Source organism: Leyella stercorea (assembly GCF_021531355.1).
Lineage (GTDB): Bacteria > Bacteroidota > Bacteroidia > Bacteroidales > Bacteroidaceae > Prevotella.
The window spans coordinates 1-26809 of the sequence record NZ_JADYTS010000012.1 but is presented as its reverse complement, the minus strand read 5'-3'; the positions used below and the strand labels follow the sequence as shown (position 1 = coordinate 26809).

Below are 26809 nucleotides of genomic sequence, written 5' to 3'. Positions count from 1 at the left end.
ACTGTCAATAGTTGAAATAAGGGAAAAGGAGAAATGGCATCATGAATGCCTTGGGGAGTTGTGTGCGTCTTACTGCTCCGTGTTCTCCTCAAAGAGTCTCTCATCGCCTGGAGGCTGCAAGAGATTGCCTTCGTCATCATAGACAGGAGGCGGCAGCAGTTCAACAGAAGGAGTCTCTTCGTCCTGGTTGTAGTTATCTTCTGACGGCTGTCCAACCTCATACTCAAAATAGGTATCACCTTTCTCTTCCCTTTGTTTGAAGTCTTGTGGTATCGGAGAAGGATTTGAAAGTCCGTCCCCGATGACATGAGAATTAACGGAAGGGGAAGAAGTATTATAAGAGGCAGGAACATGGGGCTGCTGAATGTCAGCAGTGGCAGGAATGACACTGTTGTCTTTCTGCTGCCCTGTGCCATTGGAGAGATTGCCTCCCGAAGAGTAAACGGTTTCGGATGGGACATCGGACACCAGTTTCTCTTGGGTGGCGGAAGTCACGGCTTGACGGTTATAGAAAGGGTTCTTGATGGCTTCCTTGATGCCGTCAACGTACCAGAAGGCGATGCAGAGTATAGTATGGATGGAGGTGCGGTTATTCCTCTCTGTTGAGAGAATACCCACCTGATTGAACAGTTCCACCACCTTTGCCGCTGTCTTGCGGTCACACTTCCAGAGGGCAGACAGCTCTACGGTTGAGATGGCAAACTGCCCGATGGAGAGTGAAGCGGAGAAGCCTGTCTTCTGATAAACACTTGGCTTGATGGAAGCCATAGATACAAAAGTGTCGAAGGCGGTCATGCGGTGGAAGCCCTGCCTGTCATCCTTCAAGAAATCGAGCTGCTCCTTGGTCAGCAGGATTCCGTATTTTATGCTTTGGTTACTCATCTTGAAAAACTGGTTATAAGTGAAACGGATTACTCAGCAAAGAGAAAATGAATGTTTATTCTTTTTCCCTTTCGCAAAAATGTAGATTCCGTGGTTCTATTGTCCATCATGTCATTCTTCTCCATTGGGTAATCTCTCATCCTTGTCCCTCTTAATGGAGGAAGGCTTGTTCTTCTTGCTCTTCTGCAACATTGCCAGATGAGCCTCGAAGTCTGCCTGTTCCTCCTGGGTCGGTTCGTAGGGCTTATCCCAAGAGCCACCTGACTCAATCCATTTTATCAGCTGGTCTTTGAAGAAATATAGCGTGTTGCCTCTCTTGTAGAAAGGGATGCGCCTCTCGGATGTGTAAGCATAGAGCGAAGAGACCTTCTTTCGTACAAAGGCACTTGCCTCTCTGATGTCCATAAGAACATGGTTATCCTCGCTCGGAGCATTGCCTATTCTCTGACCAATGTCATCAAGACGAGTCATCATCGTATTGACCTTCGTCAGAAGTTCGCCAACAGCACTGGGCAGTTGGTCGAACGATAGTGATTTGTTATCTTCCATTTGTTATCCTGATTTTGTTATTCACTTATGTCTGGTCACTCTCTGCCTTGGTTGGCATTTTGAGCGAGATACGTTCTGCCGCATCACGTTTGAGTTCGTCCACTACATCGGCATAAACCTGTGTAGTGGCAAGATTGCTATGGGTAAGCAGCTTACTCACGGTGTAGATGTCCGTACCCTCTGCCAACTGCAAGGTGGCAAAGGTATGGCGGAAGCAGTGGAAGGTGATGTGCTTCTCAATGCCGGAATCCTTTATCCACGGTTTGAGGTACAATGCCACTGTACTGTTCGTGAGGTTCTTGAACACCTGTCCTGTGCCTCGCTCGCCACAAAGCTGTAGAGCCTCTTCGCTGATAGGCAGGATTGCAGCGGTGGAAGTCTTCTTTGTGATAATGTCCATTCCCCAGCCGCCATCAGCCAACTTGACGATGTTCTCCCACTGGAGTCTGATGCAGTCAGAGAGGCGAAGACCAGTGAGGCAGGAGAAGAGACCTGCACGGCGAAGAACATCACTCTTGCAAGGAGTCTGAGACAACTGCAACAACTCTTCCTTGGTGAGGAACTGTCGCTTGTTGCCATGAGCCTTTGCACGTACAAGTTTCTTGGCAATGTTCTCTTTGAGCAGTCCGTCTTCGTAAGCGATGGCAAGGATGCACTTCAACTTGGTAAGGTTGTTGTTGGCGGTCGTACCCATCATACGCTTGCCATTGTGCATACAGGCATCCGACAACAGATAGTCAAGGAAGCCCTGACAGTAAGGAACTGTAAGATCACAGAAACGACACTCACCATGGGTGTAGTTGTGGAAGTGCATGTAGGCGGTAGCCCAGTTCTGGCTGCTGCCACGTTCAATCATGAGGTTCTTGAAGTATTCCAAGAAACTCTCCTTTCCCTTGTTGCGGTCGAGGAAGCCATACTCCTCATTGATGATGGATTCAGTCCTGCGGCACTTGATGATTTCCGCTTTCTGAATCATACTCTTGTTATACTCCTGCTGAAAGCGTTCAACAGGGTTGGTGTAGATGTAAAGACCAAGGTACTCCCTGCGTGAGAGCTTGCCTGTCTTCGGGTTGCGGACTGGAGGATAGAAATCCAAATAGAGGGAAGTCTGTCCGTTCTTGATAGGTCGTCTCCGCACGGTGACCTTTGTACAAATGTTTGTCATATTGTTACTGTTTTATTATTGTTTATGATATGTATCTGTAAATGCGAATAGCCTTTGTTGGCTTTGCCTTCCTCACTTGCGACTCGGCATAGTTCAAACATGTTTGGCTCTGCTCTCGCTGCTCGTTCTGTTGCAACGCTTTAACTCTCAAATCCGATGCAAAGTTAGATTGCCGTGAAAAGAGAAAAGTAATGATGGCTTCAAATACTGTCTGAATTTAACCTGAATTTGCTTTTGAGTATGATTTTACGCTAAAAATCAGACTTAAAACAGGTGTCGGATGCGCTTTTTATCTTATATCCGTTTCTCTGCGTTTGGGGTTTGTTTCGACCGTCAATGATAGCAGTTTCAGACCATTTGCAACGGCATGGGTCGTATATGAATTTGTTTGAAACAGTCGTTGCCTTGTGTCTCACTTCCGTTTTGCTTTGGTTGAAGTGCTGTTCTTCTCTGCCTTCTTGCGTGCAGCCTCCCAGTCTGCTTTCAGATAGTAGTTGGCTCTTCCGCCTTTGAACTTTCGGATTCTCACTCCATGAGTTTCTGCAAATCTGCGTACCTGTGTCTTGCCCAATCCGTAGAGCTTCATAATGTCGAAGCAGGTGTACCAGTCATCGGAAATGTTCTTTCCCTGTTCTTCATTATAAAGCCCGATGACCCTCTCTACATCTTCTTTCTTGAAGCATGTCGTACCCCATGCATGGACTGATTGGAGTTGGTAGCGGTTGCGGACTTCATAGAATCTGCCATACTTAATATCAAAGGTGCTCAACACCTCTGCCATCGTGTAATGGGTGTCGTGGGTTACTCCATCAGGTGCTCTTTCCCCAGCCTTGGGAGTCTTGCGACACTTTGCCAACTTGTTGACTGAGCCTGTCTCGGCATCTTGGCGAGAAATAGTCTCGTTCGGCATTATCACCTCATAGCCTTTGGAGTGGGCAAGTTTCAACAGTTCATCCAATGTAATCCGCGTCATTCTTGACATGATTTTTACCGTGATGATTTCACCTCTTTGAATTAGCCTATACATAGACCTCTTACTTATTCGGAGGTAATCGGCTGCATCTTGGACAGTGAAGAATTTTTGTGAGGACAGTTGATGTCTCTCTGTTTCATTTACTTGTGCCATACTGCAAAATTTTAGTCCGTTCATTTACTTTGTTTGCAATTCTGTACACGGTCCATAACGGAAAGTGACATAGAGTGCCATAGTGTGCCATAATGTGCCACAAAGTAACAGCCTTCTGTCCGTGTCCGTGATTTCACGTGGTACAACCGTGGTACAAAATTACTCTAAACGGATGAAACTCGCAATAGGCGGTTGGAGCGTTATGTTAATGAATATGTATTGAAAATGAGCATTTTATGACGATTCTCTAAGTTTTGTTTGGAGTTCTTTTCGATGCGTTTTAGTCCATATGACATGCATGTGGAACGACTTGCCGCTGCCCGAAGGACCCAAACAAAAAAAGTTCGAGTTGTCGGTCAGCTTCTCCTTTCCCTCCTTTCCTGTGATGTCGATGGCTACGGGCACACCTTGGCGGTCGGTATAGTATATCTTCAGCGGGGTGTCCTCATTATGCACGATGCGCTCCTTGTACATCAGACAGGTGGCGGCATCGCCGAGGGTGAGGAATCGGTCGTAGTCGGCATTCATGCCATAGCAGTTGCCGGGGAAAGAGTTGACGAACAGCTCCAACTGGTTGTAGGCCCGCTTGCTGATGTGGATGCCCATGCGCGAGAAGGAGTTTTCGAGATGGTTGGTGCATTTCTGTATGTCGGTGTCGCCGCTCACTGCCACCACGAGGTTGTAGTGGGTATAGACGAGCTGCTTGCTCTCACGGGCTATCACCTCCTGCACACGCTTGATGTCCTCTACAGCCATCAGGTTGCTGGGGTTGGGCATGGAGGCATGGCGGTTTTTCTTCTTGTCGAGTAGGGCAAGCTCACGCTTCTGGTTGGGCACGAACACCATCTGGTTGAACACCACGCAGTCGGCTCCGGGCACGCTATCGACGATGCTCACGAGATCAACGGGCATACTGGTGTTGTTCACCTCGATATTTGCGTAGGGACGGATGACCGACGGCAAGTTGGCATAATCCACATCCACAAGGCTATACACCTTGCAGCTACGGTCCCCCATGCCGATGGTCTCGTCATCGACCTTGAAGTTGGTCATCGACACCACCTTGTCACGGAAGTTCATGGAGAAGAAACGGTCCACATACTCGCAGGCTTCCGTTTTGCCGAGGAATCGGGACTTCACGCCGGCATCCCTCAGCTGGTCGTGCACCTTGCGTATCTTCACCAAGAAGTCACGCCATTTCTTGTTGTCGAACGACATCAGACGGCTCTTCTTGTTCTCCTGTGTGATGGTGAGGTAGCAGACGCTGTCGGTAAAGGGTCTGCCGTTGAAATAGCGGAAGTAACTCTCGCTCAGGAACTCATGATTTCCACCGTTCTCTTCCTTGAATGCCTTCCTCACAAACACGTCCTGCTTGTGCAGCGCATAGCCTTCGCCCAAGGTCTGGGCAAGGGCGGCGAAGAGGTGGGTGAACTCATAGTAGGCCTCGATGTTGGCGGAATACTTCTGCACAGGGTTCTCCATCTTCAGAACAGCGGAGTATTCGCCCGTCTTGGTATAGAGCACGCCGATGCCATCCACTTCCTCGATGGAGAAGTAGATGTCCTGGAAGATGCGCTTGCGCTTCCCTCCCGTGCCGAATGCCTTGACACTGATGGCCATGCCCACGCAGATGGCTGAGAATATGAGTATGATGTATAGGGTCATTGTTCTTTTTCTTTTTTAATCGCAAAAAGGCGGGCGCACCCTCATGCGTGATGCCCCCACCTCCATTCACTTACAATCATTGATAGCTTTCCACTTGGACATAATGGATTCTCTTTTTTGTTTTACACTTTCTTTGAATAGGCATAGATGAATATGCCGTTGTCACTCTTCTTGCTGTGCAAGCCCTTGCGCTGCTTCATGACGATGAGAACGCCACCGACAGCTACGGCGAGGACTAGCAGCACGAGTCCTGCCACGAAACCGAAGATGCAGTAGCCGAGGATGAAACCCGCAACGGCTCCTCCTGCGGTGGCTGCCGCCCAGTAGATGTAGCGTCCCTGCAACCCGAAGAACTCCAATGGACGTTGCAGTCCCTTGAAAATGGGATAATCCGGAAAACGCTCTTGCTTCGTATCTGCCATAACTGTCAGTGTTTTAACGTTCTACATACTCACAATCTCACGCTGCGTTTAACCTCCAATGCCGAAGAACAGAGGCAGTGCCTGGGCTGCTGCAATGAGGAAAATACATGCGCCGACGACCATCATGATCTTCTTCTTGAAATCTTACTGATTGTTCGTAATGTGCTGATAGTCAATACTAATCGGGATAATAAAATGACGAAAGAAACAAATTAGGAACAACAAAATCAAGAAACTCCAAAATGAAAGCATGAGAAAACATAAATTAACATGGAAAACAATGGTAATTTTCCGATTCTATCATTAAAAGACGAAGTTGTATTGTGTGTGAATCTCATATTGAACCTCTATTATGTAAAGCTATAAACTCACTAAAAAGCAGTAGTCACTTCCCTCATTGATAACATATTTGAAATAGAACACATGCCTAACAAAAGTTAAAGTTATCGTTTTGTGTTAATATATTAAATTAAATTGCTAACTTTGTAGTCTAAAATGAATAACAAATGCAGTTGGTAAATAGACTTAAAATAGTTCTTGCTGAAAAAAACATTACAAACAAATGGTTGGCAGGACAACTCAATAAATCTGTGATTACAATAAGTCGGTGGTCTCAGAATAAATCTCAGCCTTCTCTTGAACAGTTAAGAGAAATTGCTAAAGTTTTAAATATAAGTCCAAAGGATTTAATTAATGATTTGTAAATATGAATCTTAAAGAGTTAAACGAATCAAATAAAATAAAGACAGTATCTTTATTCTCTGGTGCAGGAGGATTAGATATTGGTGCCATTTTGGCTGGATCCCATATCGTTTTTGCCAATGACATGATGAAAGAAGCTTGTATGTCATATCGTGAAAACATAGGTAATCATATCGTTCAGGGTAATATCAATGAAATACTTGAACATTTTCCTGTTATAAACGATGCAGATTTACTTATTGGCGGTCCTCCATGTCAAGGTTTTTCTGTTGCAGGAAAAATGGATATTAACGATGTACGCAGCCAACTTATTTGGAGTTATCTAAAAGCTATTTCTATCGTTAAACCTAAAGCTTTTGTTATGGAAAATGTAAAAGCATTAGGCTCTCTTGACAAATGGAAGCCTATACGCGAAAAACTTCTAGCAGAAATGCGTGCATTAGGATATTCAGTTAACCTGATGATATTAAATGCTTCGGACTTCGATGTTCCGCAAGCAAGAGAAAGAATTTTTATTGTTGGTATAAAAGGAAATGGTAAGCAAATTCCTGATTGGCAAACGATGATAAAAGATTATTCAAAAAAAGCCCCAACGGTAAGAGAAGCATTGAGCATTCTTGATAGAGCAGGAGAAGGCAACAATACAGGAACATGCAAAGCCAAAATTACATTGGCGGCAAACCCTATAATGCGTAAGTCTCCATATGCTGGGATGCTTTTCAATGGTTTAGGCAGACCGACGAGACTTGATGGTTATAGCGCTACACTACCTGCCTCAATGGGTGGAAACAAGACCCCTATTATTGATGAAAATGAACTGTATGAGGGGAAAGAGGCTTGGGTAAAGGGCTATCATGAGAAGATTTCAAAGGATATAAGTATTGCAAAATTTCAAGAAGCTCCTCCATTCCTTAGGCGCATGACTGTAGAAGAAGCCGCAGTATTGCAAACATTTCCATTGGAATATGATTTTCAAGGCTCGCAGTCATCCAAATATACCCAAATAGGAAATGCAGTACCCTGCAATTTGGCAAAGGCGGTTGTTTCTATGGTAATAGACATACTGCAGAATAAAAAATCAATTGTTTATTGTAAAGTAGAACAAACTCTATTCGATTAGGAATGAAAAAAGTATCAGAAACAGTAGCAAAAAAAATTCTTTTGGCTCTTTCAAAGAACCCTACTTTCTGTAACGATGAAGTAGGTGAAGAAATAAAATCCGTATTAAACGGAACACATAAGACGTATAAATATGTCTTAGTAAATGGTTTATTGGCAAAAGCTGTTAACAAAGAGATTGATGCATTAAGTCTTCAAGCTGGTGACGAATCAGACGGAGCTTATGATGCACGAAGTCTTTGTCATAAGGTATTAGTGCCTTTTGAACGAGAATTTATGCCAAATAGTTTGGGTGGGTCAAATGAGCCATTCCTTAACAAGCCTGCAAGATTCCCAAGATTAACAACGGATAATGCAGTACGAAAGGGAAATGATATGAGAACTCTCCAAAGCCTCATATCTATTCTGTCCAAAGTAAAAAATTCCTCTTTGGCGAAGAAGTATCTTTCGTCCGCTCTTGCTAACATGGCAGAAATTGCAAATGCCGTGGCTGAGAAATACGAACTTCCAGATTCAGATCTTGAAGATTTTACTGGACCTCAAATAATTTTAGATTATGTATGTGATTTAACAAAGTCTAAACTTGAAGGTGAAATGTGTCCACTAGTTGTCGCTACAATAGAACACTTTTATTATGGTGGTACTAGACTGGTTGTTGCACATAAAGTTAATGAAAGTGGAGCTTCTTCGAAAGAGGTTGGTGACATTGATATTTTTGACAAGGAAGGAAATATTGTATCTTCTATAGAGGTGAAAGATAAGGATTTTGCAAAAATTGATGTTGAACATGCGATTAAGAAATTTGCATATGCAAAACTGACAAATACGCTATTTATTTATGGTAGAGCAGTCATGTATGATGCAGAAGAGGTAAATGAGACAACATCAAGTTATGGAAGAAACGGATACTTTTGTTCTGTTGTTTCAATTATTGACTTCGTTAAAATTAGACTGTATTCTATAGAACGCCCCATTTCGCTACAAGAATTTGTAACAGTTCTTTTGGCATATGCCAAACGTATCAATGCAAAGGATGAGACTATCGAATGGATAAAGAACACTGCACTAGAATTTGCACTATAATAAATCTTCTAAATGTTAAAGATATATTTTGATTGGAACTGCATTACTCACTCAAAAAATAAATATAAATTTATTTTGAGTATTGCAAAATGTTTTGGGAGAAATTTTATTTTTCCCTTTTCAAACGCACACATAAGGGATGTCCTGGTTAGTCATAAAGAAGGTAATGATTTTTTTGACTCTGACATTTCGCTTCTTGAAACAATATGCGGAAATCATTATTTACGGGTAGAAAATGGGCAGATAATGCCAATGTTCTATAAGCCTAGAGATGTTATAGAAGTTTATGGTGATCAACTTGAAATTCTACAAAATTTTGAGTTGATTACTCCAGAAATGTATTCATCAATCAAAGATGAAATTAAGAAGTTGTTGCCAACTAATGTGTTCAAAAGAATTCAAGGCGCTGCTCCTCAAAATATTTTTTCAATTATTGATGAGTACATATCCCAAAACTTGCCTAATCATAATCTTAATTCACTGATGTCCATGTCCTATTCCCATCCTAGTCTAAGTCAATTGATTGATGCAGAATTAAGATTTAAAAGCATGTGCATGATTCTTGATTTATTTGGTTTTAGACCTGAAAAAAAGGATAAAAGTTTAATGAATATTGACACAGATGCTACTCATATGTTTTATGGTATGCTTTGCGACATTTTTGTAACTGCTGATAAAAAGTTGGCAAACAAAGCTAAGGCTGTGTATCAGAAATACAATTGTCAAACTAAAATATTACATCCAGAAGAATTAGAAGCTTTTATTATAGATGAATTAAGAAAAGAGAATTCACTCATATACTTATCAGAAGTAATAGATAATTTTGGTGTACCTGCAATAAAAGAAGATAAGCTTTGTTATAAGTTTCTTCCTACTCAAATATTTGGTATGTTTAATACATGTCATAAAATTGATGAGTCTTGTGGAATTAAGTTTAAACACAAAGCTGGATTATTTAGATATTGTTTCAATAATACGCCTTTTTTGTTCAGTACTGAAATAACATATTTCTGTGAAACTATAGAAAGTTTTCTGCCTGATTCTGAAAAAGATAAGTTTATAAATAATTACAAGATTCCAATTCTTTCTGGCAATTTCGAAATGACATCTAAGGCTCAATATATATGCGATTTTAAGGAAATGGAGACCCAATTAATATTGCTTTCTGATCCTTTAAATCCTGTTCCAACACCTATGATGCTCGTCATTTTTGGAGATATATTTGAAGAATATATAAAAAAGAACGAGCAATATTGCAAATCCACGATTGCCCATTAGAAAGTGTAAAAAGCACTTTATTCCATAATGGCAGTAACAGTGTAAGTAGAACCCAAGACGTAGTTCTGCTTACACTTTACATATTAAGGGCGTAAGTTTCAGATTAATAGGTGGAGTAATTTATTTATCATAGTTTTGTGTAATCATCACACTAATGACTCCTACAAACACTGATATACCTATTATGAAGAAAAACCAAAAGAACCACTGGGCATAGTGACCGAGATAACAACCATCATATTCCTTGTAGCGTTCACGGACTTTTTTCCGTTCATCAGCAAACATGGAATTGACCTCACGGATATGCATCTGCATCTGTGCGGTCATCCATTGGCGTTCTTTAGCAAACAGTTCTTGAATCTTCTTCCAGTCAGCATCATTGACATTTACTGTCACCTTTAATTTCGTGGGAGCATTTTCCAAGACTTTGTCTATGTGCTGATTGATGGTATCAACCTTTTTGCTGATAGTCGTCACAGCACCACCTAATTTGGCTTCCGCACGTTGATACTGCAGAATGGCAGATTCCAGTTCAAGTGTGGCATTGATGAAGGTGTTTGTAGCCTTGTCAATGTCCTCACTCAACTGCTTCAACTCAGGAACTCGGTTTACAAGTCCATCCTCAGCTTGCTGTTCCTCAACCTCGTTTTCGACATCATTCATCATGTTGTCGAAGTCGGATCTTTCTTCTGTATCTATGTATATCTTGCTTTTTCTGATTGCCATATTGTCATTGATTTATCGGTGAAAACTTCTGCTGCGTGGCTTTGGCTTGCACATGGAATGAGCCATCTGTGCGCAACGGTGGGCAAACTTCCTATCATCTTCATCATCCTTCTTTCCCCAACCAGAAGAAGGAGCAGAACCGCCACCACCATATGACTCCGACATGGAAGTGGCTGCATCAATGTACCCTGCAAACAACAGCATTGCTACATGAGCGACATTCTCTGTTGTCGCTATATCATTATCCTCTGGAATCTGAACCTCATTAGTAAAGACATCTTTGACAGAGCTCGGAATCCACACCTTTTTGACTTCATCGCCAATGTTGATTGTGAATGCCGTTTGTGTAATTTGAGGTTGCGCCTTTGGTTGTGATGCTGTTTGAGTCTGAACGACAGGACGAACTGGGCGAGGCGCAGGAGCAACGGATGGGGAAACAGGCTTTGTCTTGACTTGTGTTGGTTGTGGGTGCAGTTTCTTCCAGGTGTCTTCAATCTTTGATGCCATAAACTTTCTGCCAATCTCAGAAGCCTTGAACACGGAAGCATTCTTGCCGACTGTGTAGCCGACAAGTTTCCGCTGCTTGTCGTAACGAGGTTTAACCTCATAGCCTTTCATGCGCAACAGATTGAAGTATCTGTCTATGTTGAACTGTTGCATATCTTTGAGAGTATGTTCGCAATCCTCCGCAAGCTCCACTTTCCGCATATTCCGAATCTCCTGCGGTTGTTCCCATCCATGCCGCATATTGATGATTTCCGCAGCCTTCATTGCACGAAGATGAATATCATGCACATCGTTGGTGTTACCCTCCATATCCACACGACAACAATCAATGTGAAGGTGCAGCGTTCCAGACTTGGAGTCAGAGTGCAATCCGCCCACATTCATAGAATTTGTGAAGTTGGTCTTTATCTCATTGGAGAAACCATTGGGCGTAAGTCCAACAGAATCCAAAACTTCCAAAGCTTCGTCTTGAAGGTCCGCCCAATCTTCCATCGTGAAGTTGGCAGACTCTGTCTTTGAAGGCGAAAGTACAAACGTGGTCATGAACCTTTCCAACTTTCTGCCCACAGTCCTTTCCGCCTGATGATACTGGCAATGATGCTTCATCATGTACCAGATGGCGGTAGGGTCAAGACCATCGGGCATATTGTTCACCTTGACCGTCTTTGCATTCTCCTTTTCCAATGCGTACCTTACGGAGTTGCCTCCATACGATACTACCTTTGCGAGCATAATCATGATTACTCCTTTGATTTGGTCTGTACGTTTGTTGCAATATTCTCTTCAATGCTATACCAATGTTGGATAAGTCCTGCTACGGCATCAATCCACCAACGCATGAACTTCTCATTCTTGAAGAACCGAGCCTTTTCCTCAGCCGTTTTCTTGGATAGCACGTTGCTGATTTTTATCAAATCCGTCCTTGCGATGGCGAGAGAGTTGAGAGCGTCCACCTCTTCCTTGGTGAGCCTCATGCGTGGACGGTGCTTCAAACCAGTCTCAACGACATAGCGGCTCAGACTAATTCCACACTCCTTGGCAAGCGTCTGGAGCTGCTTAAACTCTTCTTTCGCACATCGATAGGTATGGACTTCCGTAGGCGGTTTCCTTATGATTTTCTTCTTTCTCATTTGTCTTTGTCTCTGATTAAAATGGGATGATTACAAGCACCTTGCAAAGGTGGTCACGACTGCGAGCCTGCGAGTAGTCCGAGAAACTTTTAGGAATACAGAAAGACGGACACGGCTTCTGTATTACAAAAGGATTTCTCGAAAAGTACCTATAAAATGACGGCACTTTTAACAGCGTCCGTCCCCAAGGCTGCTTAAACGTATAACAGTTTGGCGGTAGCCTATGGCGGTCAATCGTCCTTTGGGATGTTTATTGGTATGGTGGCTCATAAACCTCTTTATACCTATTGATTGCCGTTATGGTAGCTGTTAGCCTTGTAACCATTGGCATTAGAACCGTTAGACAGTTGTGTTTGTCCTCCTGCCAGATGCTGTGGATATGTGTTGTGTTCTCCCTCATTCTGATTGGCATCTGCTTCTTGCATGGAAGAAGGATTGCCAACAGACTGTCTGGAGTAATTCTGTTGTGGGGAAATTCCACCAGTAACAGCATCGGAAAGATTGCCATTCGTTCCGAACTTACCCACGGTTCCATTATCATTAGATGAAGCAGAATTTAGGGAAGAGGAAATATCTGCCGTAGAAGAATCGCCCTTGTTGTCAGTATCGGATATGCCATTGTCAGAATACCCATCTTCCTTGTCCGACTTTGTATCATCCTCCGTTGTCGTAACAATTACTCTTGCTTGTGGAACTTCCGTGTGGATGATTGCAGAGCCATCCGCATTGCGCTTCAATGAAAAGCCGTTCTTGACAAATCTTCCGTCCACATACCAACCAGAGAGTGAATGCAGGGTAATGATGCGGTTGTCTCCAACCTTTTGTGAAGAGGAAATGCCCACAGCCTCCATAGCCTGTAAAAGTTTGGGTACGGTCTTGCGGTCTTTATCCCAGAGTTTGGCAAGTTGGGTATTGTCAACCATACATTGCCCACACAAGATTTCTACTTGTTGGGTCTTGCTGATAGGTACAAGTGTTGTTTCACGTTCGGCAAGAGAGGCAAGAGACATGAAGCATTCCATGCGGTCAATCTTGTACTTCTTGCAGCGAAGATACTCCATCTGTACATCGGACAGCGTGAAGCAGTAATGTATCTTTTGTTTATCCATGTTCTGTGAATTTTGAATATTATAACCATAAATGGCAAGACTGTTTTTCTCAGTAAAGAGAAAATCATCTGTGCCGTCCTCGCCTTGGGGAAATGTCCTCTGCTATAACATAGAGCTCGCCTTGCAACCTGTCATTAGAATGATTGCTTAATCGTGAAATGCACTCAATGCAAACAGACTGGGCAAGAAGTTTTCTTCTGCCGACAGTTGCTTCATCATTGATGCCCTTGTTGGCTCCGCATTGCTCGGCAAGTCCATTGAAAGCATCACGCATCCGAAAGTAGCCGTTGCCAGTATTGATGTAGCTCACGGCAAGGTCAGCAACATTTGCCAACTTGCTTCTGTACTCCTCATGGGAAATATCGTCCTTCATCATCGCCATGTCTATTTACAAAGTTCACTCATGTGCTTGGTCGCTGCAGCCTTGGTCTCAGCCTCGGACATACTGCGGTTCTGGCGCATCCAGTTCAAGAGTTCGGACTTTTCAAAGTATATAATCTTGCCGTTGGGACGGAAGAACGGAAGTTCATGCTTGTGTGTCATCTTGTAGAGACTGCTCTTTGATATACCCATGAATAAGGCAGCTTCCTCCAGTGTCAATACTTGCTTGGCATCACGGAGAAGGTTCTCCATTATCCCAATGCGGTGCTCATGTGACTCTACCTTCAAAAGAAGAGTCTCGGTGTCGATAGTTTTGTTCATTATCCTGTAATTTAATTGTTTATGATTTGTTGTATTGCTTGTTTTGAAAGTGTAGTCCCCCAAGGCAGAGAGAAATCCCTGCCCGAAAAATGGGGAACTACAAAAGTGAAATTTACTGGTTGTTATCCTGAAAAGTTCCGTTTACTTGTTATCCTGTAAAAAAGTTATTCTGCGTGGATGGGTGTTGGTGGCTGCTGTCCGCTTTGTCTTCGGTATCTGCTTGTTCTCCTCACGTTGTTTGCGACCTCGAAAGGCTTTCTTCGTGTTGTCAACAGCCTTGACCTTTTCATTCGTCAGCACATCTGCATAGATGGCTGTGGATTTGAGCGATTTGTGTCCCATCAGCTTCTTGGTAGTCTCAATGTTGCCGGTAACCGCCTGCACAAAAATTCCGAATGTATGTCGGGAACAGTGAAAAGAGATATTCTTCTCAATGCCCACCTTTTTGGCTATCCTTTTAAGGGCTGCATCCACATTAGCCTTAGCAGGAAGGTGGAACACAAAATCATCATCGCCTTTGGGTGGCATCCATGACAAGGCGGTATTGCCGATTGGTACGGCATTGAGAGCCTTTGTTTTCTTCTGGACGATTACAAGAGTGTTCGTTTCTTTGTTTCTCTTGATGTCGCTCCACCGCAGAGCCTTGATGTCGCTGATACGAAGTCCTGTCAGACAGGCAAAACCGAAAGCTCTCTGTGCTTCTGCAACTCCTGGACTTCTCTCATCTGAAGCCATGAACCTTTTCAGTTCATCGGGAGTGAGATACTGCTTATGTGATGACTTCGGCTTGGGAAAGATGTCTGACTTCTCCAACTGGTAGAAAGGGTTAGCCTTCAACTTGCCGAACTTGACCGCCTTGTTGAACACCGTCACTATGCGCTGTTGAACATTGTGAAGGGAGCCTTCACACAAAGGCTTGGCTTCAACTCGTACATACTTCTGTGGTACATAGTCGTTCTTCAACCAAAGGAAGAAAGCCTTGAACCATTCCTTGTCGAACTTCCTCAAAGTGATGTGAGGTCTGCGCTTATTGGCAAGGAACTCGCTCATTAGGTATTTCAGATACTTTGACTGGTCAACAATAGCCTTGGAATAGTCTGTATTGTCGCTCATCCAGTCGATGTAAGTCTGGATCCAGTCCAAGACTTCGGGAGACTCGTCATTGGGGATTTCCTTCACAATCATCAAGTGACCTACCTCTGGGATGGTCTCTGGATGAAGAATACGCTCTGCCCTTATCTGGTGAGCACGTTGCAATGTTTCTTCGTTTCTTGCTTTGGTCTCTGCATCAACCTCCGGCAACAAATAGAGGGAAAGAAATTCAAACTTGCGCTTGCCACCATCGTAGATGTCAAGATACAAGCTTATGTTGTCGTTGGCAAGTGCCTTTTGTCTGATAGTTATTGTCATGTCTCTATATATTTTCGTTGTCAATGATTTATGTGAACATACCGTCAATGAGGTTGATGGCTTCCTCCTTCTTCTTATCCACGATTTTAGCATAGATTTCCGTGGTCTGAATGTTGGAATGTCCCATCAGCTTGCTTGTGGTAAAAAGGTCTGCACCGAGCGTGAGCATCATCGTTCCGAACGTGTGCCGTGAGCTATGGAATGAGATATGCTTCTCTATCCCTGCCGCTTCCGCCCATTTGCGGAGAGCCCTGCCTATAACGGTCTGTGTGGTTGGTATATCAAAGAAAGGAATTTCATTTCCTCTTTGCTTTGGCAACCACCGCTTAGCCTCTTCCGAGAGAGGTATTATAACTGGCTTCTCCGTCTTTTGCATTTCCATGTCTATGTATTCGCCCTTTCCGTCAGCGGTCTTGAAGATGTGCATCGGAGCAAGACGGTACATGTCGCTTAATCGCAATCCAGTAAAACAGGCGAAGATGAAAGCCTCCTTGACTTCTGGACGATAACTGTCCGTAGCCATGAGGGTACGAAGTTCCTCAATGGTCAGATACTCTTTCTTGCCGTCCTTGGGCTGAATGCGCTCACGTGCATCCAGTTCTTTCATAGGGTTGTTGCGGATAATGCCTTGTCGCACAGCGTTGTTGAGAGCAGTGGAGAACATTCCGAGGTATCGGCTTGCCGTATTCTCGCTGATAGGTCTTGGCTCGCCATACTTGATATGGGAGTTTGGGAAGTTTCGCAAGAACTTCACATATCCACGGCAGAACTCCGCATTGACCTCTTCAAGCGCAATGAAGCCTTTGTTAGTCTCGTCAAGATACTTCTCCACAGTGTGCATCATTTCCACACGGCAATGGAGCGTTGACTTCTTGATGCCGACACCACCTTCACAATACTTCTTTATCCATGTGGTAAGAAGCATCGAGCCTTGTTTTACTGTCTCCCAGTCCTGTATGCCATGACCATGCAGGGCTTTGATGCGCTCTGCCTTGATGCGTTCTGCAACCGCCATAGTCTGCTTGTTCTGTTCCTTGCAGACAGGGTTGATTTCGGGGACGAGGTAGAGTTTGAGGTATTCATACTTCCTCACTCCCTTATAGTAGATGTCAAGATAGATACTCTTGTTGTCATCTGCGAGCGACTTCAACCGAATTTTAATCGGCTCTTTCAGCTTTACTTGTTTCTTTGGTCTTGCCATAATGTATGAAGTGTTATTTTGTTTTTGTATTCTGCTACATTGGAGGGTCTTTCTCCCTCTTGTTGAAAGTCTATGTCAGATATGGTTTCCTATGCTGACATTTGCTTTTCTTTCTCTTCCCTTACTTCGGAAAACTGATGTAAAGATAAGAAAATAAACCGAGAAACGAGAAACAAAACGGAAACAAAAAACAGTCTTTTATGTCTTTTTAAGAGTGAGTTTAGCAAACATCGGAAAATTCAAATTATCGCTTAAAGCATTGATACTTAGCGCATTTACTTTCATTTGCTTTCTTGTCTTTTCAAACGTATTTCGGAGGACTAAGATATTCTTGACGTCCTGTTCCTCGTTGTTCATGGCGATGTAAACGCTTATGGCTCCGACAATTGCAACGACACCTGCAATGGCATAGCAGAGCTTCACCACGATAGGTACATACTTGGCAATCTCCTCCGAAACGCACAATATCTTCATAAGTCATTGATATACAGTATATATTTTTAAGTTTGATAGTAAAATTGTTCCCAAAATGAGACAAGAAAGCAAACTTGTGGGTTATACCCAAAGACAATGGTTCAGTAAGATAAATTAGGCTTCAAATGGCGATTTCTCCGTTTACATTCATTAACACGGCATTTTGACCGATTGCGAAACTAAACATGGCAAGTGAAGACAACTGGATATAACTGGAGACGGGATTTGCCTTGGCTTTATAACTGTGCGTTTCCTGTCGTAACTATGGAAGAACTAAATAGTCTTGGCTTTGCTTCTCCGATGGGGTGTTTTGAATCCACATCATACACAATGCGATATAGACTATTTGCCGTGAAAGCAAATGCAAATCGAGAGCAGAACTTGCCAAGCTTGCTTGGGCAATTATGCCGAGATGTAGCTTTGCTTATTCAAAGAAGAAAAGATGGGTCTTGTGTGTCAGTAATCAGCTTCTATCCGTCATCCTTGTTTCCTTCTTTTCCCTTTGCTTGAAAAGGGACTATCGAAAAAAGGGAAAGATAGGTCTGATGTATCGGACTTCATCTTGAAGTGAGCTGCTTTCTACGCTGAACGATTCGTTCACCATTACAAAGGTACTGTGCATTTCTACCGAGAATGTGAAAGGGTAATGATATGTAGTTGAGATTGAGGGGAAATGACGACCAACGTTTTTCAGTTGTTCCCAAAATGTACCTAACAACAAGTCTTTACTTGTCGATTTTTGCTAAAATCAGCTCGAAAAGTAGGATTTTCAGCTTGTTCAACTAAGAAAAATCCCAAAACTTTGCTTACTCTCAATTTTTCTAAGTACCTTTGCAAGGTAATATATAATGTTGAATAGTAAATAATAAAAGATATGGCACTACCGATAGCATCCATACCAGTACTGACTGGTGAAGTGGCTCAGCGATTCGAGGAGCGTGCGCAGGCTAATTACCAGCGTTACCTCAATCGCACGGAAGAGCAGAAGAAGGCAGACGAGGCTATTCTTGAAAAGAAGTTTGCCGAGTTGTATAGCATGTTGTCAAAAGCTCATTTAGGAAGAAGATGAGTTTTTTGAAAGAACACTGCTCGCTGTTTTCCGTCAATGAGCCAAAGGAACTTGAAGGCTTCAATTGTGGAGACCTTGACATAGACGAGTTCTTTGCCAATGATTGTTTTGGTTTTACCAAGCAGTTGTTGGGCAAGACCTATTGTTATAGGTTAAATGAAGATTCAGACAAAGTCGTATGCGCCTTTACCCTTGCCAATGCAGGAGTCAGGGTAAGCGATTTGCCTAATGCACGCAGAAAGAAAATCGAGGCTGGCATACCACACGCAAAAGCCTTGAAGGACTATCCTGCTGTATTAGTGGCAAGACTTGGGGTTTCTTCCGAATTCCGTTCAAAGCATATCGGCAGTGATGTTCTTGATTTCATTAAACTCTGGTTCATCGAACCTCTAAACAAGACTGGATGCCGATTTGTGATTGTTGACGCATATAACACCTCATCAACGATGGCGTTTTATGAGCAAAATGGCTTCACGACAGTGTTCAGTACAGAGCAACAGGAGAAAGACTACCGTCATATCACCTCAGAAACAACATTGAGCACTCGCTTGATGTTCTACGACTTGATGTCGATGGTAGAAGAATATAGGTAGGAACACGTATTCATTCCTGCTACCCCTGCAAAGGGGACATTGATAGAATACAATGTTGAACATAAAATAGTAGATAAAAAACAGATATTATTGAAGAAATAGCGAACAGTAATAGGAGGGCAACCTCCTCGAATACCTCCAAAGAGCAAATGTCCAGCTCTGTCATATCATTTGACGAAATGGACAATAGTGTTAACTTGAAGGAAGGTAAACTACTGGTTCGACATATATAACACATGAGCTGTCGCTCTTGTTCTCAATTCTGAAAACCGCCAAAAAGAAGATTGGGTAGAACAAGTTTGTGAATGGCTCACGTCCCGTATCGGGGCGTGACCTTTCGTCCTACTTGTTACCCAAAGGTACTTGGCGGTACCTCAGAATTGAATAAGTGATCGGACAGGGTTGCGCCCTTTCTCTTATTCAGTCATATGAAGAAAAAGATTATTTTATTTTCGGTACTTGTTGTTTCTTCGATATGCATATATGCACAAGAAACAAGCAAGGAATGGCGTAAGAAATTCATTAATTTGAGTTTTACGAACGCTACCATATCACAAGACAATGTGCAAGATTTGAAAAGTAATTATGGTGTGGCATTTACTGTAGGACGAACATTTTTTCTACATAAACCTATTGGCGATATGCTTCGCTTCGGTATTGATGCGACTTGGTTTGACATTAATTATTCCAATTATGAGGCGTAACTTTGCACAATATTTCAACAAACAGAGCCTCGGTTTCGTGCTTTCGGCACAGTCTTATTGTGGCGGCGAAAGTCTTGTGGGCATGCTTTCTGCTGTCGGCAAACAAGTGTTGTGGCGCAGAATTATGGCAGACGAAACTTGGGAGGCACAAGTATTCGGAAAAAACAAAAAAGGAAAATAGTGAAAATGAAGCAGACTTTTATTCTGTTGTCGGCTCTTTGCGCCGCCGTTCTTGTGGGATGCGGCGGCAAAGGAGATTCCGCCCAGAACGGAGAAAACGGCAATAACGGCGGCAAACAGTGGAAAACCATGGTGGTGAAGCGTTCCGACACCGAGGTGTCGCAGCTCTTCCCTGCATCCATTCAGGGCCGGCAGGACATTGAGATACGCCCCCAAGTGCAGGGCAAGATAGTGTCGGTGAACGTGAGCGAAGGTCAGGAGGTGAAGCGCGGGCAGGCGTTGTTCGTTATCGACCCGGTGCCTTTCCGCGCCGCTTTGGCTCAGGCTTCGGCCCAAGTGCGCGCCGCTATGGCGAGATCGGCCACTGCCCGGCTCAATTACGAGAGTCGCAAGCGCCTGTTTGACCAAAAGGTCGTGTCGAAACACGACCTTCTGTTAGCTTACAACTCATGGCTCGACGCTCAGGCTCAGGTGAGTTTGGCGCGCGCTTCAGAGGCAAGTGCCCGCAACAATCTGTCTTACACCGTTGTGAGGAGTCCCGGCAACGGCGTTGTTGGCGTGCTGCCGTTCCGCCAAGGAGCCTTGGTGGGGCCTGAAATCACGCAGCCTCTCACCACCGTGTCGGACAATTCCGAGATGTATGTCTACTTCTCCATGGACGAAAACCAACTCTTGGGACTGCTGCGCAAATACGGTTCCATGGCAAAGGCGGTCAGTTTGATGGACAGCGTGGGCTTGATGCTGAGCGACGGAGGCATGTATGTCAGGCAAGGCAAGGTGTCGAGCATCAGCGGAGTAATCAACAAAAGCACGGGAAGCGTGTCGCTTCGCGCCGATTTTGCCAACCCCGGACGCCTGCTTCACAGTGGCGCCACGGGCAATGTGGTGATGAAAAACAAGTATAACGGAGTGATTGTCATTCCCCAGTCGGCCACCGTCACTTTGCAGGACAAGCTCATTGTCTACCGGGTCGTGAGCGGAAAGGCCGTCTCCACAGCCGTGAGTGTTGCGCCTTATAACGACGGCCGCACCTACATAGTGCTTTCGGGACTGAAGCCAGGCGACGAGATTGTTGCCGACGGAGCAGGACTTGTGCAGGAAGGAATGGCTATAAACAAATAAGATTATAAATGAAAAAAGGCAATATCTTTATAAAGCGTCCGGCGATGGCGGTTTCCGTTTCAATCATAATGTTGGTTGCCGGAATCATTTCGCTGTTCACGCTTCCGGTGGAACAATACCCCGACATTGCGCCGCCCACGGTGTATGTGAGCACCAGTTACACCGGAGCTGATGCCGATGCGGTGATGCAGAGCGTGGTGATGCCGCTTGAGGAGGCAATAAACGGCGTGGAAAACATGATATACATGACCTCGAACGCCTCCAACGACGGTTCGGCTGAGATTTCGGTCTACTTCAAACAGGGCACCAATCCCGATGTGGCTGCCGTGAATGTGCAGAACCGTGTGGCGCGTGCGCAGGGACTTCTGCCTGCCGAAGTAACTCGTGTGGGAGTGAGCACGGAGAAGCGTCAGAACAGTTTCTTGAAGATTGCTGGTCTCACTTGCACCAACGGCAAGTACGACGAGAACTTCATTTCCAACTATTTGGAGATAAATGTGTTCCCCCGGTTGAAGCGCATCGAGGGCGTGGGCGATGTGCAAGCCTACAGCAGCACCTACGCTTTGCGAGTGTGGATGAAGCCCGACGTGATGGCACAATACGGTTTGGAGCCTGACGATGTGAACGACGCCATCAACCGGCAGAGCTTTGTTGCGGCGGTGGGCGCGTTGGGAGAGCAGAGCAAAAACGCTTTCCAATACACAATCAAGTATAAGGGCCGTTATGCAGATGTGAAGCAATTCGAGGACATTGTGCTCAAGAACGACAAAGACGGCAACCTGCTGCGGCTGAAGGATGTGGCGAAAGTGGAACTCGGAGCCACCGCCTACAACTTCAAGGGAATAATCGACGGCAAGCCGGGAGTGAGCTTTCAGGTGTTCCCCGTGTCTGGAGTGAACATGACGGAAGTGAACAACAACATCAACAAGGCACTTGACGACATGAAAAAGGACTTGCCCGACGGGCTGAAGTTCGTCACCTTCATGGACACCAACGACTTCCTTTTCGAGTCGATTCACGAAGTTGTGGAGACGCTTGTCATTGCAATTCTGCTCGTGATACTCGTTGTCTACTTCTTCTTGCAGGACTTCAAGAGCACGCTCATACCGTCGCTTTCCATCATAGTGTCGCTTGTCGGCACGTTCGCCTGCCTGAAGATAGCCGGATTTGCCATCAACATCCTCACGCTCTTTGCCCTTGTGCTCGCCATCGGAACGGTGGTTGACGATGCCATCGTGGTGGTGGAAGCAGTGCAGTCGAAGTTCGACGCAGGCTACAAGTCGCCTTATCTTGCCACGCGCGACGCCATGAGCGACGTCACGATGGCGGTGGTTTCCTGCACGCTCGTGTTCATGGCGGTGTTCATCCCCGTCACCTTCATGGGCGGAACGGCAGGCGTCTTCTACACACAGTTCGGCATAACCATGGCCACTGCGGTGGGTCTTTCTATGGTGAGCGCCCTCACTTTGTGCCCGGCATTGTGTGCACTGCTCATGCGCCCGGCATCGGGAACTAAGGGAGCGAAGAGTCTCAACGGCAGGGTGAAGGCGGCTTACAACGCCACTTACAGCGCCTTGCTCGGCAAATACAAGCGTGGCGTGATGTTCTTCTTCCGTCGCCGGTGGACGGCATGGACGGCTCTCGGCATCGTGGTGGCGCTGTTTGCCTACCTCATCAGCACCACGCGCACAGGACTTGTGCCTCAGGAGGACAAGGGACTCATACAGATGTTCGTTTCGGCTTCGCCCGGAACCTCGATGGAGGAAATGGGAAAGATAATGGAACGTGTGGAGAAAGTGGTGAACCAGCAGCCCGAAGTGGCAAGCTATGCACGCATCGACGGTTTCGGAGGAGGCACGGGCTCGTGCTACGGTGCGCTCTACATAACGCTGAAAAAGTGGGGAGAACGCAAGGGAAGCGAGCACAGCATAGGGGCGGTTATCGGCCGTATGCAGGCCGGAACGGAAGCCATAAAGGAAGCCACGGTGTTCTGCATGGAGGACGCAATGATTCCCGGCTACGGCGAGGGCAACGCCATCGACCTGAATTTGCAGGATCGCACGGGCGGCGATGCCAAGGTGTTCTACGACAATGTGCAGCGCTTTCTCATGGCGCTCAACGACCGTAAGGAGATTGCAATGGCTTTCTCGTCTTACAGCATCAACTTTCCGCAGTACGACATTGATGTGGATGCGGCGAAGTGCGAGCGTGCCGGTTTGTCGTCGCAGCATGTGCTCGACGTGCTCGGCGGATACACCGGCGGCACTTATGTGAGCAACTTCAACAAGTTCGGCAAGGTCTACCGCGTGATGTCGCAGGCTTCGCCGGAATACCGCACCGACGAGTTTGCACTCAACCGCATCTTCGTGCGCACCGACGACGGCATGGCTCCCATAAGCCAGTTTGCCTCGCTCCGCAAGACGGTGGGCGCAGAAGGGGCGAGCCGCTTCAACCTTTACAGTTCGATTGCGGCAAACGTGGATGTGGCAGAAGGCTACTCCACGGGCGAAGCGCAGCGCGCCATCGCCGAAGTGGCAAAGCAGACGCTCCCGTCGGGCTACTCTTACGAATACGGCGGCATTGCCCGCGAGGAGGCGGAGCAGGGCGGCGCGTCGACAGTTGTGGTCTACGGACTCTGCGTTATGCTCATCTTCCTCATTCTTGTGTGCCTTTACGAGAGTTTCCTTGTGCCGTTTGCGGTGATTCTCAGCGTGCCGTTCGGACTGATGGGAAGTTTCCTCTTCGCACGCATCTTCGGTTTGGAGAACAACATCTATCTTCAGACTGGTGTCATAATGCTCATCGGTCTGCTTTCCAAGACGGCCATTCTTATCACTGAATACGCCTCGGAGCGCCGCCGCAAGGGCATGGGCATTGTTGAGGCTGCCTACAGTGCGGCCGTGGCGCGGTTCCGCCCGATATTGATGACGGTGATGACGATGGTTATAGGAATGCTTCCGCTCGTCTTCGCCTCGGGGGCGGGAGCCAACGGCAACCGTGCTTTGGGCACCGGAGTGGTGGGTGGACTGCTTGTGGGCACGTCGGCATTGGTTTTCGTCGTCCCCTTGTTCTTCATCGTGTTCCAGTATCTTCAGGAGAAATACGTGAGAGGACCGAAGCACGAAGAGGCTGATGTGCAGACGGCGGCGGAGCATGAATCGTTTATGAGCATAAAAAACAATGAAGATGAAAAATAATCGTTATACATTGGTCAGTGGCGCGTTTTGTGGTATTGCGTTGTGCCTTTGCACCTTGTCTGCGCCCGAAGTTTCGGCACAAACGGCAACCGGCGTGGTGGCACCGACCGATGCCGCTGAAGGATATTCGTTCGACGGCGACTCGTGGCGCAAGGTGTTTGCCGACAGTCAGTTGCAGCGGCTGATAGAGTGCGGACTCGCCCACAACACCGACCTGAATGTGGCGCGCCTGCGCATAAGCGAGGCTGAGGCCACGCTCAAGTCGGCACGCCTTGCCAACCTGCCTTCGCTTGCATTCTCGCCAAGTGCCGGAATAAGCAGTTTCGGCGGCGAACGTGCGTCGAAGACCTACTCGCTGCCGTTGCAGGCAAGCTGGCAGATTGACTTGTTCGGCAAACTGAAGAACGCCAAAATGCAGCAGAAAATGCTCGTGGAAAGCAGCAAGGCTTATCGGCAGGCGGTGCAGGTGAACCTTGTGGCGAGCATAGCACGCGAGTATTACAATTGCGCCTTGCTGCATGCGCAGCTGTCGCTTGCGCGCCAGTCGGTTGATGTCTGGAACGAGACGGTGAGGACTATGAAGGCTTTCATGGAAGAAGGACAGTACACCGATGCCGCCGTTTCGCAGGCGGAGGCGAGCCGTGAGCAGGTGAAGGTGACGGCAGTGGACTTGGAACAGCAGATTCGCGAGAGCGAGAATGCCATGAAAAAGCTTTTGGGCGACAGTGCAAATACCGTTGTTATGGCATTCGATGCCGACAGTTCGGGCGGCGGCAGGAGTCTGCTTCAGAGTGCTTCGGAGTCTATGGGTGCCGACATTGCGGAGGGGCAGGGCATCGCCTTGTCGCGCCTGTCGGTGCGCCCGGACGTGCGTCAGGCCGAAATGAACTTGGCGGCGGCAGCTTATGCGGTGAAAGAGGCAAAGGCGGCGTTCTATCCTTCGCTTACCCTTACGGGTACGGCGGGGTGGACTAATTCGGCTGGCGTGATAGTGAATCCTGCCAAGATGCTCTTTGAAGCGATAGCTTCGCTCACGCAACCGATTTTCCAAAACGGACGGTTGAAGGCGGACTTGAAGATAAAGCAGTCGCAGCAGGAAGAGGCGCGCCTGCAATTTCAGCAGGCTCTGCTAAATGCAGGAGTGGAGGTGAACGATGCTTTGACGCAGGTGCAGACTTACAACGGAAAGTCGGCATTGCTCGACAATCAGGTGAAACTGCTTGAGCGCACCGTGAAGTCCACCCGTTTGCTGCAGCAGAATGGCAGCAGCAACTATCTTGAGGTGCTCACGGCGCAGGAGAATCTGCTTTCGGCGAAGATGACCGTGTTGCAAAACTGCTACATGAAGGTGGCTTCCTTGATAGCCCTCTATCAGGCTCTGCCGTAAGCTTCGCGTGGCGGTGGATGCCGCAGTGCGGCAGAAGCTGAATTGAGTGTGAAAACCGGCAGTATTTTGCCGCTTTAAAAACAAGGCTTGTTTGGAACGCAAACAAGCCTTGTTTTGATTGCAAAGAAGTTCGTTTTGCAGAGCAAACAAGGCTTGTTTTTGAATGGGGTGGAATATGGCTTGATTAAAAGTGAAAAAAGATGGTTATTTAATCACCCATTCCGTGAAATTGGCTTCGTTTTCCACGTTGAAGTTTATTCCCACCTTAGTCACAGGTTTGCCTGCGTCTTTGTAAGCGTCGGCATAAGCCTTTTCTTCAATCTGCCGCATGGCTTCTTCTGCCGAGCCGTTTAATTTCGTTTCAATTACATATATGCGGTTCGATGTTTCGAGCACGGCATCGATGCGTCCCTTGTGGGTGCGCACTTCCACCTGCATGCGGTAGTTGGTGAGAAGCGAGAACATTATGTAGAGCAGTTGCTGGTAGTGCCCTTCATATTTCGTGTTGTCGCAATAAGGAACGGTTGACAGAAAATCTTTCATCAGCCGCAGGGCGCCGTCCATGTCGTCGCGGTTGATGAGCGAAGCCATCTTTGCCACGGCCGTACCGCCGCGCCCTCCCTTGTTGCCGAGATATTTTGGCAACAGAGATTGGAACAGTCCCACACGTATTTCCTTGTTGGGTATGCCGAGATGATACACTTCGCCAAAAGCGTCGAAATTCTTTATTGTTAGGTACCCGCTCTGATAAAGCAACGGAGTGAGCGACTCCATGTTCTCTGTAGGAGCGTCAAATTCGGGGCGGATGGCATCAACCCCTTCGCCTATGTCCGACGGAATAACGCCGAATTTCCGCATCATCTCTATCATGTAAGTTGGCGTTCCGCTTGAGAACCAGTACATGTCGAACATCTTGTCGGCGAAACAGTTGAGCAGACTGAACGGGTTGTAGATGTCGGACGACGGCCATGTGAAATGGTAGCCGTCGTAGTTGCTGCGCAATTTCTCAATTGTCTGTTCGCGCGTAAGCTTTTGGCTGGCAGCAAGTTCGTCTATGTCCTCGGACAGTTGGGTCAGCAGTTCCTCTTTGGTTATGCCGCATATTCCTTCATATTCGGGCAGCATGCTGATGTTCTTTATGTTGTTCAGTTCGCTGAATATGCTGAGTTGCGAGAATTTTGTTATGCCTGTGAGGAACACAAAGCGCAGGTATGGGTCGCAATCTTTCAGCGGACTGTAGAAACCAAAGCGTTTATAAGCAATGTGTTGAGTTTGTCTGCAGTATTGAAATCATAGGTCTTGCCTTG

24 protein-coding genes and 4 pseudogenes are annotated in these 26809 nt (G+C 46.1%); 11 read left to right on the top strand and 17 right to left on the bottom strand.

The window, feature by feature from the left end; genetic code table 11:
* Positions 1-69: 69 nt before the first annotated feature.
* From I6E38_RS04835 to I6E38_RS04800, 7 genes and pseudogenes are all read right to left on the bottom strand, one after another.
* Positions 70-882, bottom strand: coding sequence for a hypothetical protein (locus I6E38_RS04835; RefSeq protein ID WP_235392945.1), 813 nt, complete (start codon positions 880-882; stop codon positions 70-72).
* Between the two features lie 111 nt (positions 883-993).
* Entirely contained in the window at positions 994-1431 is a 438-nt protein-coding gene (locus I6E38_RS04830; RefSeq protein ID WP_235392944.1) for a helix-turn-helix domain-containing protein, read from the bottom strand.
* A 25-nt stretch (positions 1432-1456) separates the two neighbouring features.
* Positions 1457-2596 (bottom strand): site-specific integrase, encoded by a 1140-nt coding sequence (locus I6E38_RS04825; protein WP_235392943.1) that lies wholly within the window; start codon positions 2594-2596, stop codon positions 1457-1459.
* A gap of 412 nt (positions 2597-3008) precedes the next feature.
* Positions 3009-3722 carry a helix-turn-helix domain-containing protein gene (locus I6E38_RS04820; RefSeq protein ID WP_262912330.1) on the bottom strand — a complete coding sequence of 238 codons (714 nt, stop codon included), beginning with the start codon at positions 3720-3722 and terminating at the stop codon, positions 3009-3011.
* A 267-nt stretch (positions 3723-3989) separates the two neighbouring features.
* Positions 3990-5387: pseudogene (locus tag I6E38_RS04810) on the bottom strand (TraG/VirB4 family ATPase); the annotation flags it as partial.
* Positions 5388-5509: 122 nt separating this feature from the next.
* Positions 5510-5809 carry a DUF4133 domain-containing protein gene (locus I6E38_RS04805; protein ID WP_005816074.1) on the bottom strand — a complete coding sequence of 100 codons (300 nt, stop codon included), beginning with the start codon at positions 5807-5809 and terminating at the stop codon, positions 5510-5512.
* Positions 5810-5857: 48 nt separating this feature from the next.
* Positions 5858-5953, bottom strand: a pseudogene (locus I6E38_RS04800) (DUF4134 family protein); the annotation flags it as partial.
* 362 nt (positions 5954-6315) lie between these two features.
* On the opposite strand from I6E38_RS04800, the gene I6E38_RS04795 reads away from it, so the two are divergent.
* From I6E38_RS04795 to I6E38_RS04780, 4 genes are read left to right on the top strand one after another with little or no spacing between them, the layout of a single operon-like run.
* Positions 6316-6513 carry a helix-turn-helix transcriptional regulator gene (locus I6E38_RS04795; RefSeq protein WP_217348435.1) on the top strand — a complete coding sequence of 66 codons (198 nt, stop codon included), beginning with the start codon at positions 6316-6318 and terminating at the stop codon, positions 6511-6513.
* 2 nt (positions 6514-6515) lie between these two features.
* Positions 6516-7631 carry a DNA cytosine methyltransferase gene (locus I6E38_RS04790; RefSeq protein WP_235392942.1) on the top strand — a complete coding sequence of 372 codons (1116 nt, stop codon included), beginning with the start codon at positions 6516-6518 and terminating at the stop codon, positions 7629-7631.
* 2 nt (positions 7632-7633) lie between these two features.
* Complete coding sequence (locus I6E38_RS04785) at positions 7634-8713, top strand: restriction endonuclease, SacI family (protein ID WP_235392941.1); 1080 nt, start codon at positions 7634-7636, stop codon at positions 8711-8713.
* A 12-nt stretch (positions 8714-8725) separates the two neighbouring features.
* On the top strand, positions 8726-9991 hold the full coding sequence (locus I6E38_RS04780) for a hypothetical protein (protein WP_235392940.1): 1266 nt from the start codon (positions 8726-8728) through the stop codon (positions 9989-9991).
* A gap of 120 nt (positions 9992-10111) precedes the next feature.
* Here the strand turns inward: I6E38_RS04780 and I6E38_RS04775 are convergent, their stop codons facing one another.
* The 9 genes and pseudogenes from I6E38_RS04775 to I6E38_RS04735 all read right to left on the bottom strand — a co-directional run.
* Positions 10112-10717 (bottom strand): hypothetical protein, encoded by a 606-nt coding sequence (locus tag I6E38_RS04775; RefSeq protein WP_235392939.1) that lies wholly within the window; start codon positions 10715-10717, stop codon positions 10112-10114.
* Positions 10718-10729: 12 nt separating this feature from the next.
* Positions 10730-11956: a relaxase family protein gene (locus I6E38_RS04770; RefSeq protein ID WP_235392938.1), complete on the bottom strand. Its 1227-nt coding sequence runs from the start codon at positions 11954-11956 to the stop codon at positions 10730-10732.
* Between the two features lie 8 nt (positions 11957-11964).
* A complete protein-coding gene (locus I6E38_RS04765) occupies positions 11965-12354 on the bottom strand; it encodes a plasmid mobilization protein (RefSeq protein ID WP_235392937.1) in 390 nt (129 codons plus the stop codon).
* A 284-nt stretch (positions 12355-12638) separates the two neighbouring features.
* On the bottom strand, positions 12639-13463 hold the full coding sequence (locus I6E38_RS04760; protein WP_235392936.1) for a hypothetical protein: 825 nt from the start codon (positions 13461-13463) through the stop codon (positions 12639-12641).
* A 64-nt stretch (positions 13464-13527) separates the two neighbouring features.
* The gene (locus tag I6E38_RS04755) at positions 13528-13845 is read right to left on the bottom strand and encodes a hypothetical protein (protein ID WP_235392935.1); all 318 of its coding nucleotides are present in this window, start codon (positions 13843-13845) and stop codon (positions 13528-13530) included.
* A gap of 2 nt (positions 13846-13847) precedes the next feature.
* Positions 13848-14165, bottom strand: a complete 318-nt coding sequence (locus I6E38_RS04750; RefSeq protein WP_004302115.1) for a helix-turn-helix domain-containing protein — start codon at positions 14163-14165, stop codon at positions 13848-13850.
* A gap of 141 nt (positions 14166-14306) precedes the next feature.
* On the bottom strand, positions 14307-15575 hold the full coding sequence (locus tag I6E38_RS04745) for a site-specific integrase (protein ID WP_235392934.1): 1269 nt from the start codon (positions 15573-15575) through the stop codon (positions 14307-14309).
* A 28-nt stretch (positions 15576-15603) separates the two neighbouring features.
* Positions 15604-16776, bottom strand: coding sequence for a site-specific integrase (locus I6E38_RS04740; protein WP_235392933.1), 1173 nt, complete (start codon positions 16774-16776; stop codon positions 15604-15606).
* A 198-nt stretch (positions 16777-16974) separates the two neighbouring features.
* Positions 16975-17235, bottom strand: a pseudogene (locus tag I6E38_RS04735) (DUF4134 family protein); the annotation flags it as partial.
* Positions 17236-18124: 889 nt separating this feature from the next.
* Between I6E38_RS04735 and I6E38_RS04730 the strand changes: the two are divergent.
* The 7 genes from I6E38_RS04730 to I6E38_RS04700 all read left to right on the top strand — a co-directional run bounded on the left by I6E38_RS04730 (position 18125) and on the right by I6E38_RS04700 (position 25502).
* Positions 18125-18319, top strand: coding sequence for a hypothetical protein (locus tag I6E38_RS04730; protein ID WP_177831165.1), 195 nt, complete (start codon positions 18125-18127; stop codon positions 18317-18319).
* The gene (locus I6E38_RS04725) at positions 18316-18912 is read left to right on the top strand and encodes a GNAT family N-acetyltransferase (protein ID WP_235392932.1); all 597 of its coding nucleotides are present in this window, start codon (positions 18316-18318) and stop codon (positions 18910-18912) included. The genes I6E38_RS04730 and I6E38_RS04725 overlap by 4 nt, the downstream gene beginning before the upstream one ends.
* 428 nt (positions 18913-19340) lie before the next feature.
* Entirely contained in the window at positions 19341-19616 is a 276-nt protein-coding gene (locus I6E38_RS04720; protein ID WP_235392931.1) for a hypothetical protein, read from the top strand.
* Positions 19606-19797, top strand: a complete 192-nt coding sequence (locus tag I6E38_RS04715; protein WP_235392930.1) for a hypothetical protein — start codon at positions 19606-19608, stop codon at positions 19795-19797. The genes I6E38_RS04720 and I6E38_RS04715 overlap by 11 nt, the downstream gene beginning before the upstream one ends.
* A gap of 5 nt (positions 19798-19802) precedes the next feature.
* Positions 19803-20918 carry an efflux RND transporter periplasmic adaptor subunit gene (locus tag I6E38_RS04710; protein ID WP_235392929.1) on the top strand — a complete coding sequence of 372 codons (1116 nt, stop codon included), beginning with the start codon at positions 19803-19805 and terminating at the stop codon, positions 20916-20918.
* 8 nt (positions 20919-20926) lie between these two features.
* Positions 20927-24115: an efflux RND transporter permease subunit gene (locus I6E38_RS04705; protein WP_235392928.1), complete on the top strand. Its 3189-nt coding sequence runs from the start codon at positions 20927-20929 to the stop codon at positions 24113-24115.
* Complete coding sequence (locus I6E38_RS04700; protein WP_235392927.1) at positions 24099-25502, top strand: TolC family protein; 1404 nt, start codon at positions 24099-24101, stop codon at positions 25500-25502. Before I6E38_RS04705 ends, I6E38_RS04700 begins: the two co-directional genes overlap by 17 nt.
* 204 nt (positions 25503-25706) lie before the next feature.
* Here I6E38_RS04700 and I6E38_RS04695 read toward each other — a convergent pair.
* A pseudogene (locus I6E38_RS04695) lies at positions 25707-26744 on the bottom strand (PD-(D/E)XK nuclease domain-containing protein); the annotation flags it as partial.
* Between the last annotated feature and the right edge of the window lie 65 nt (positions 26745-26809).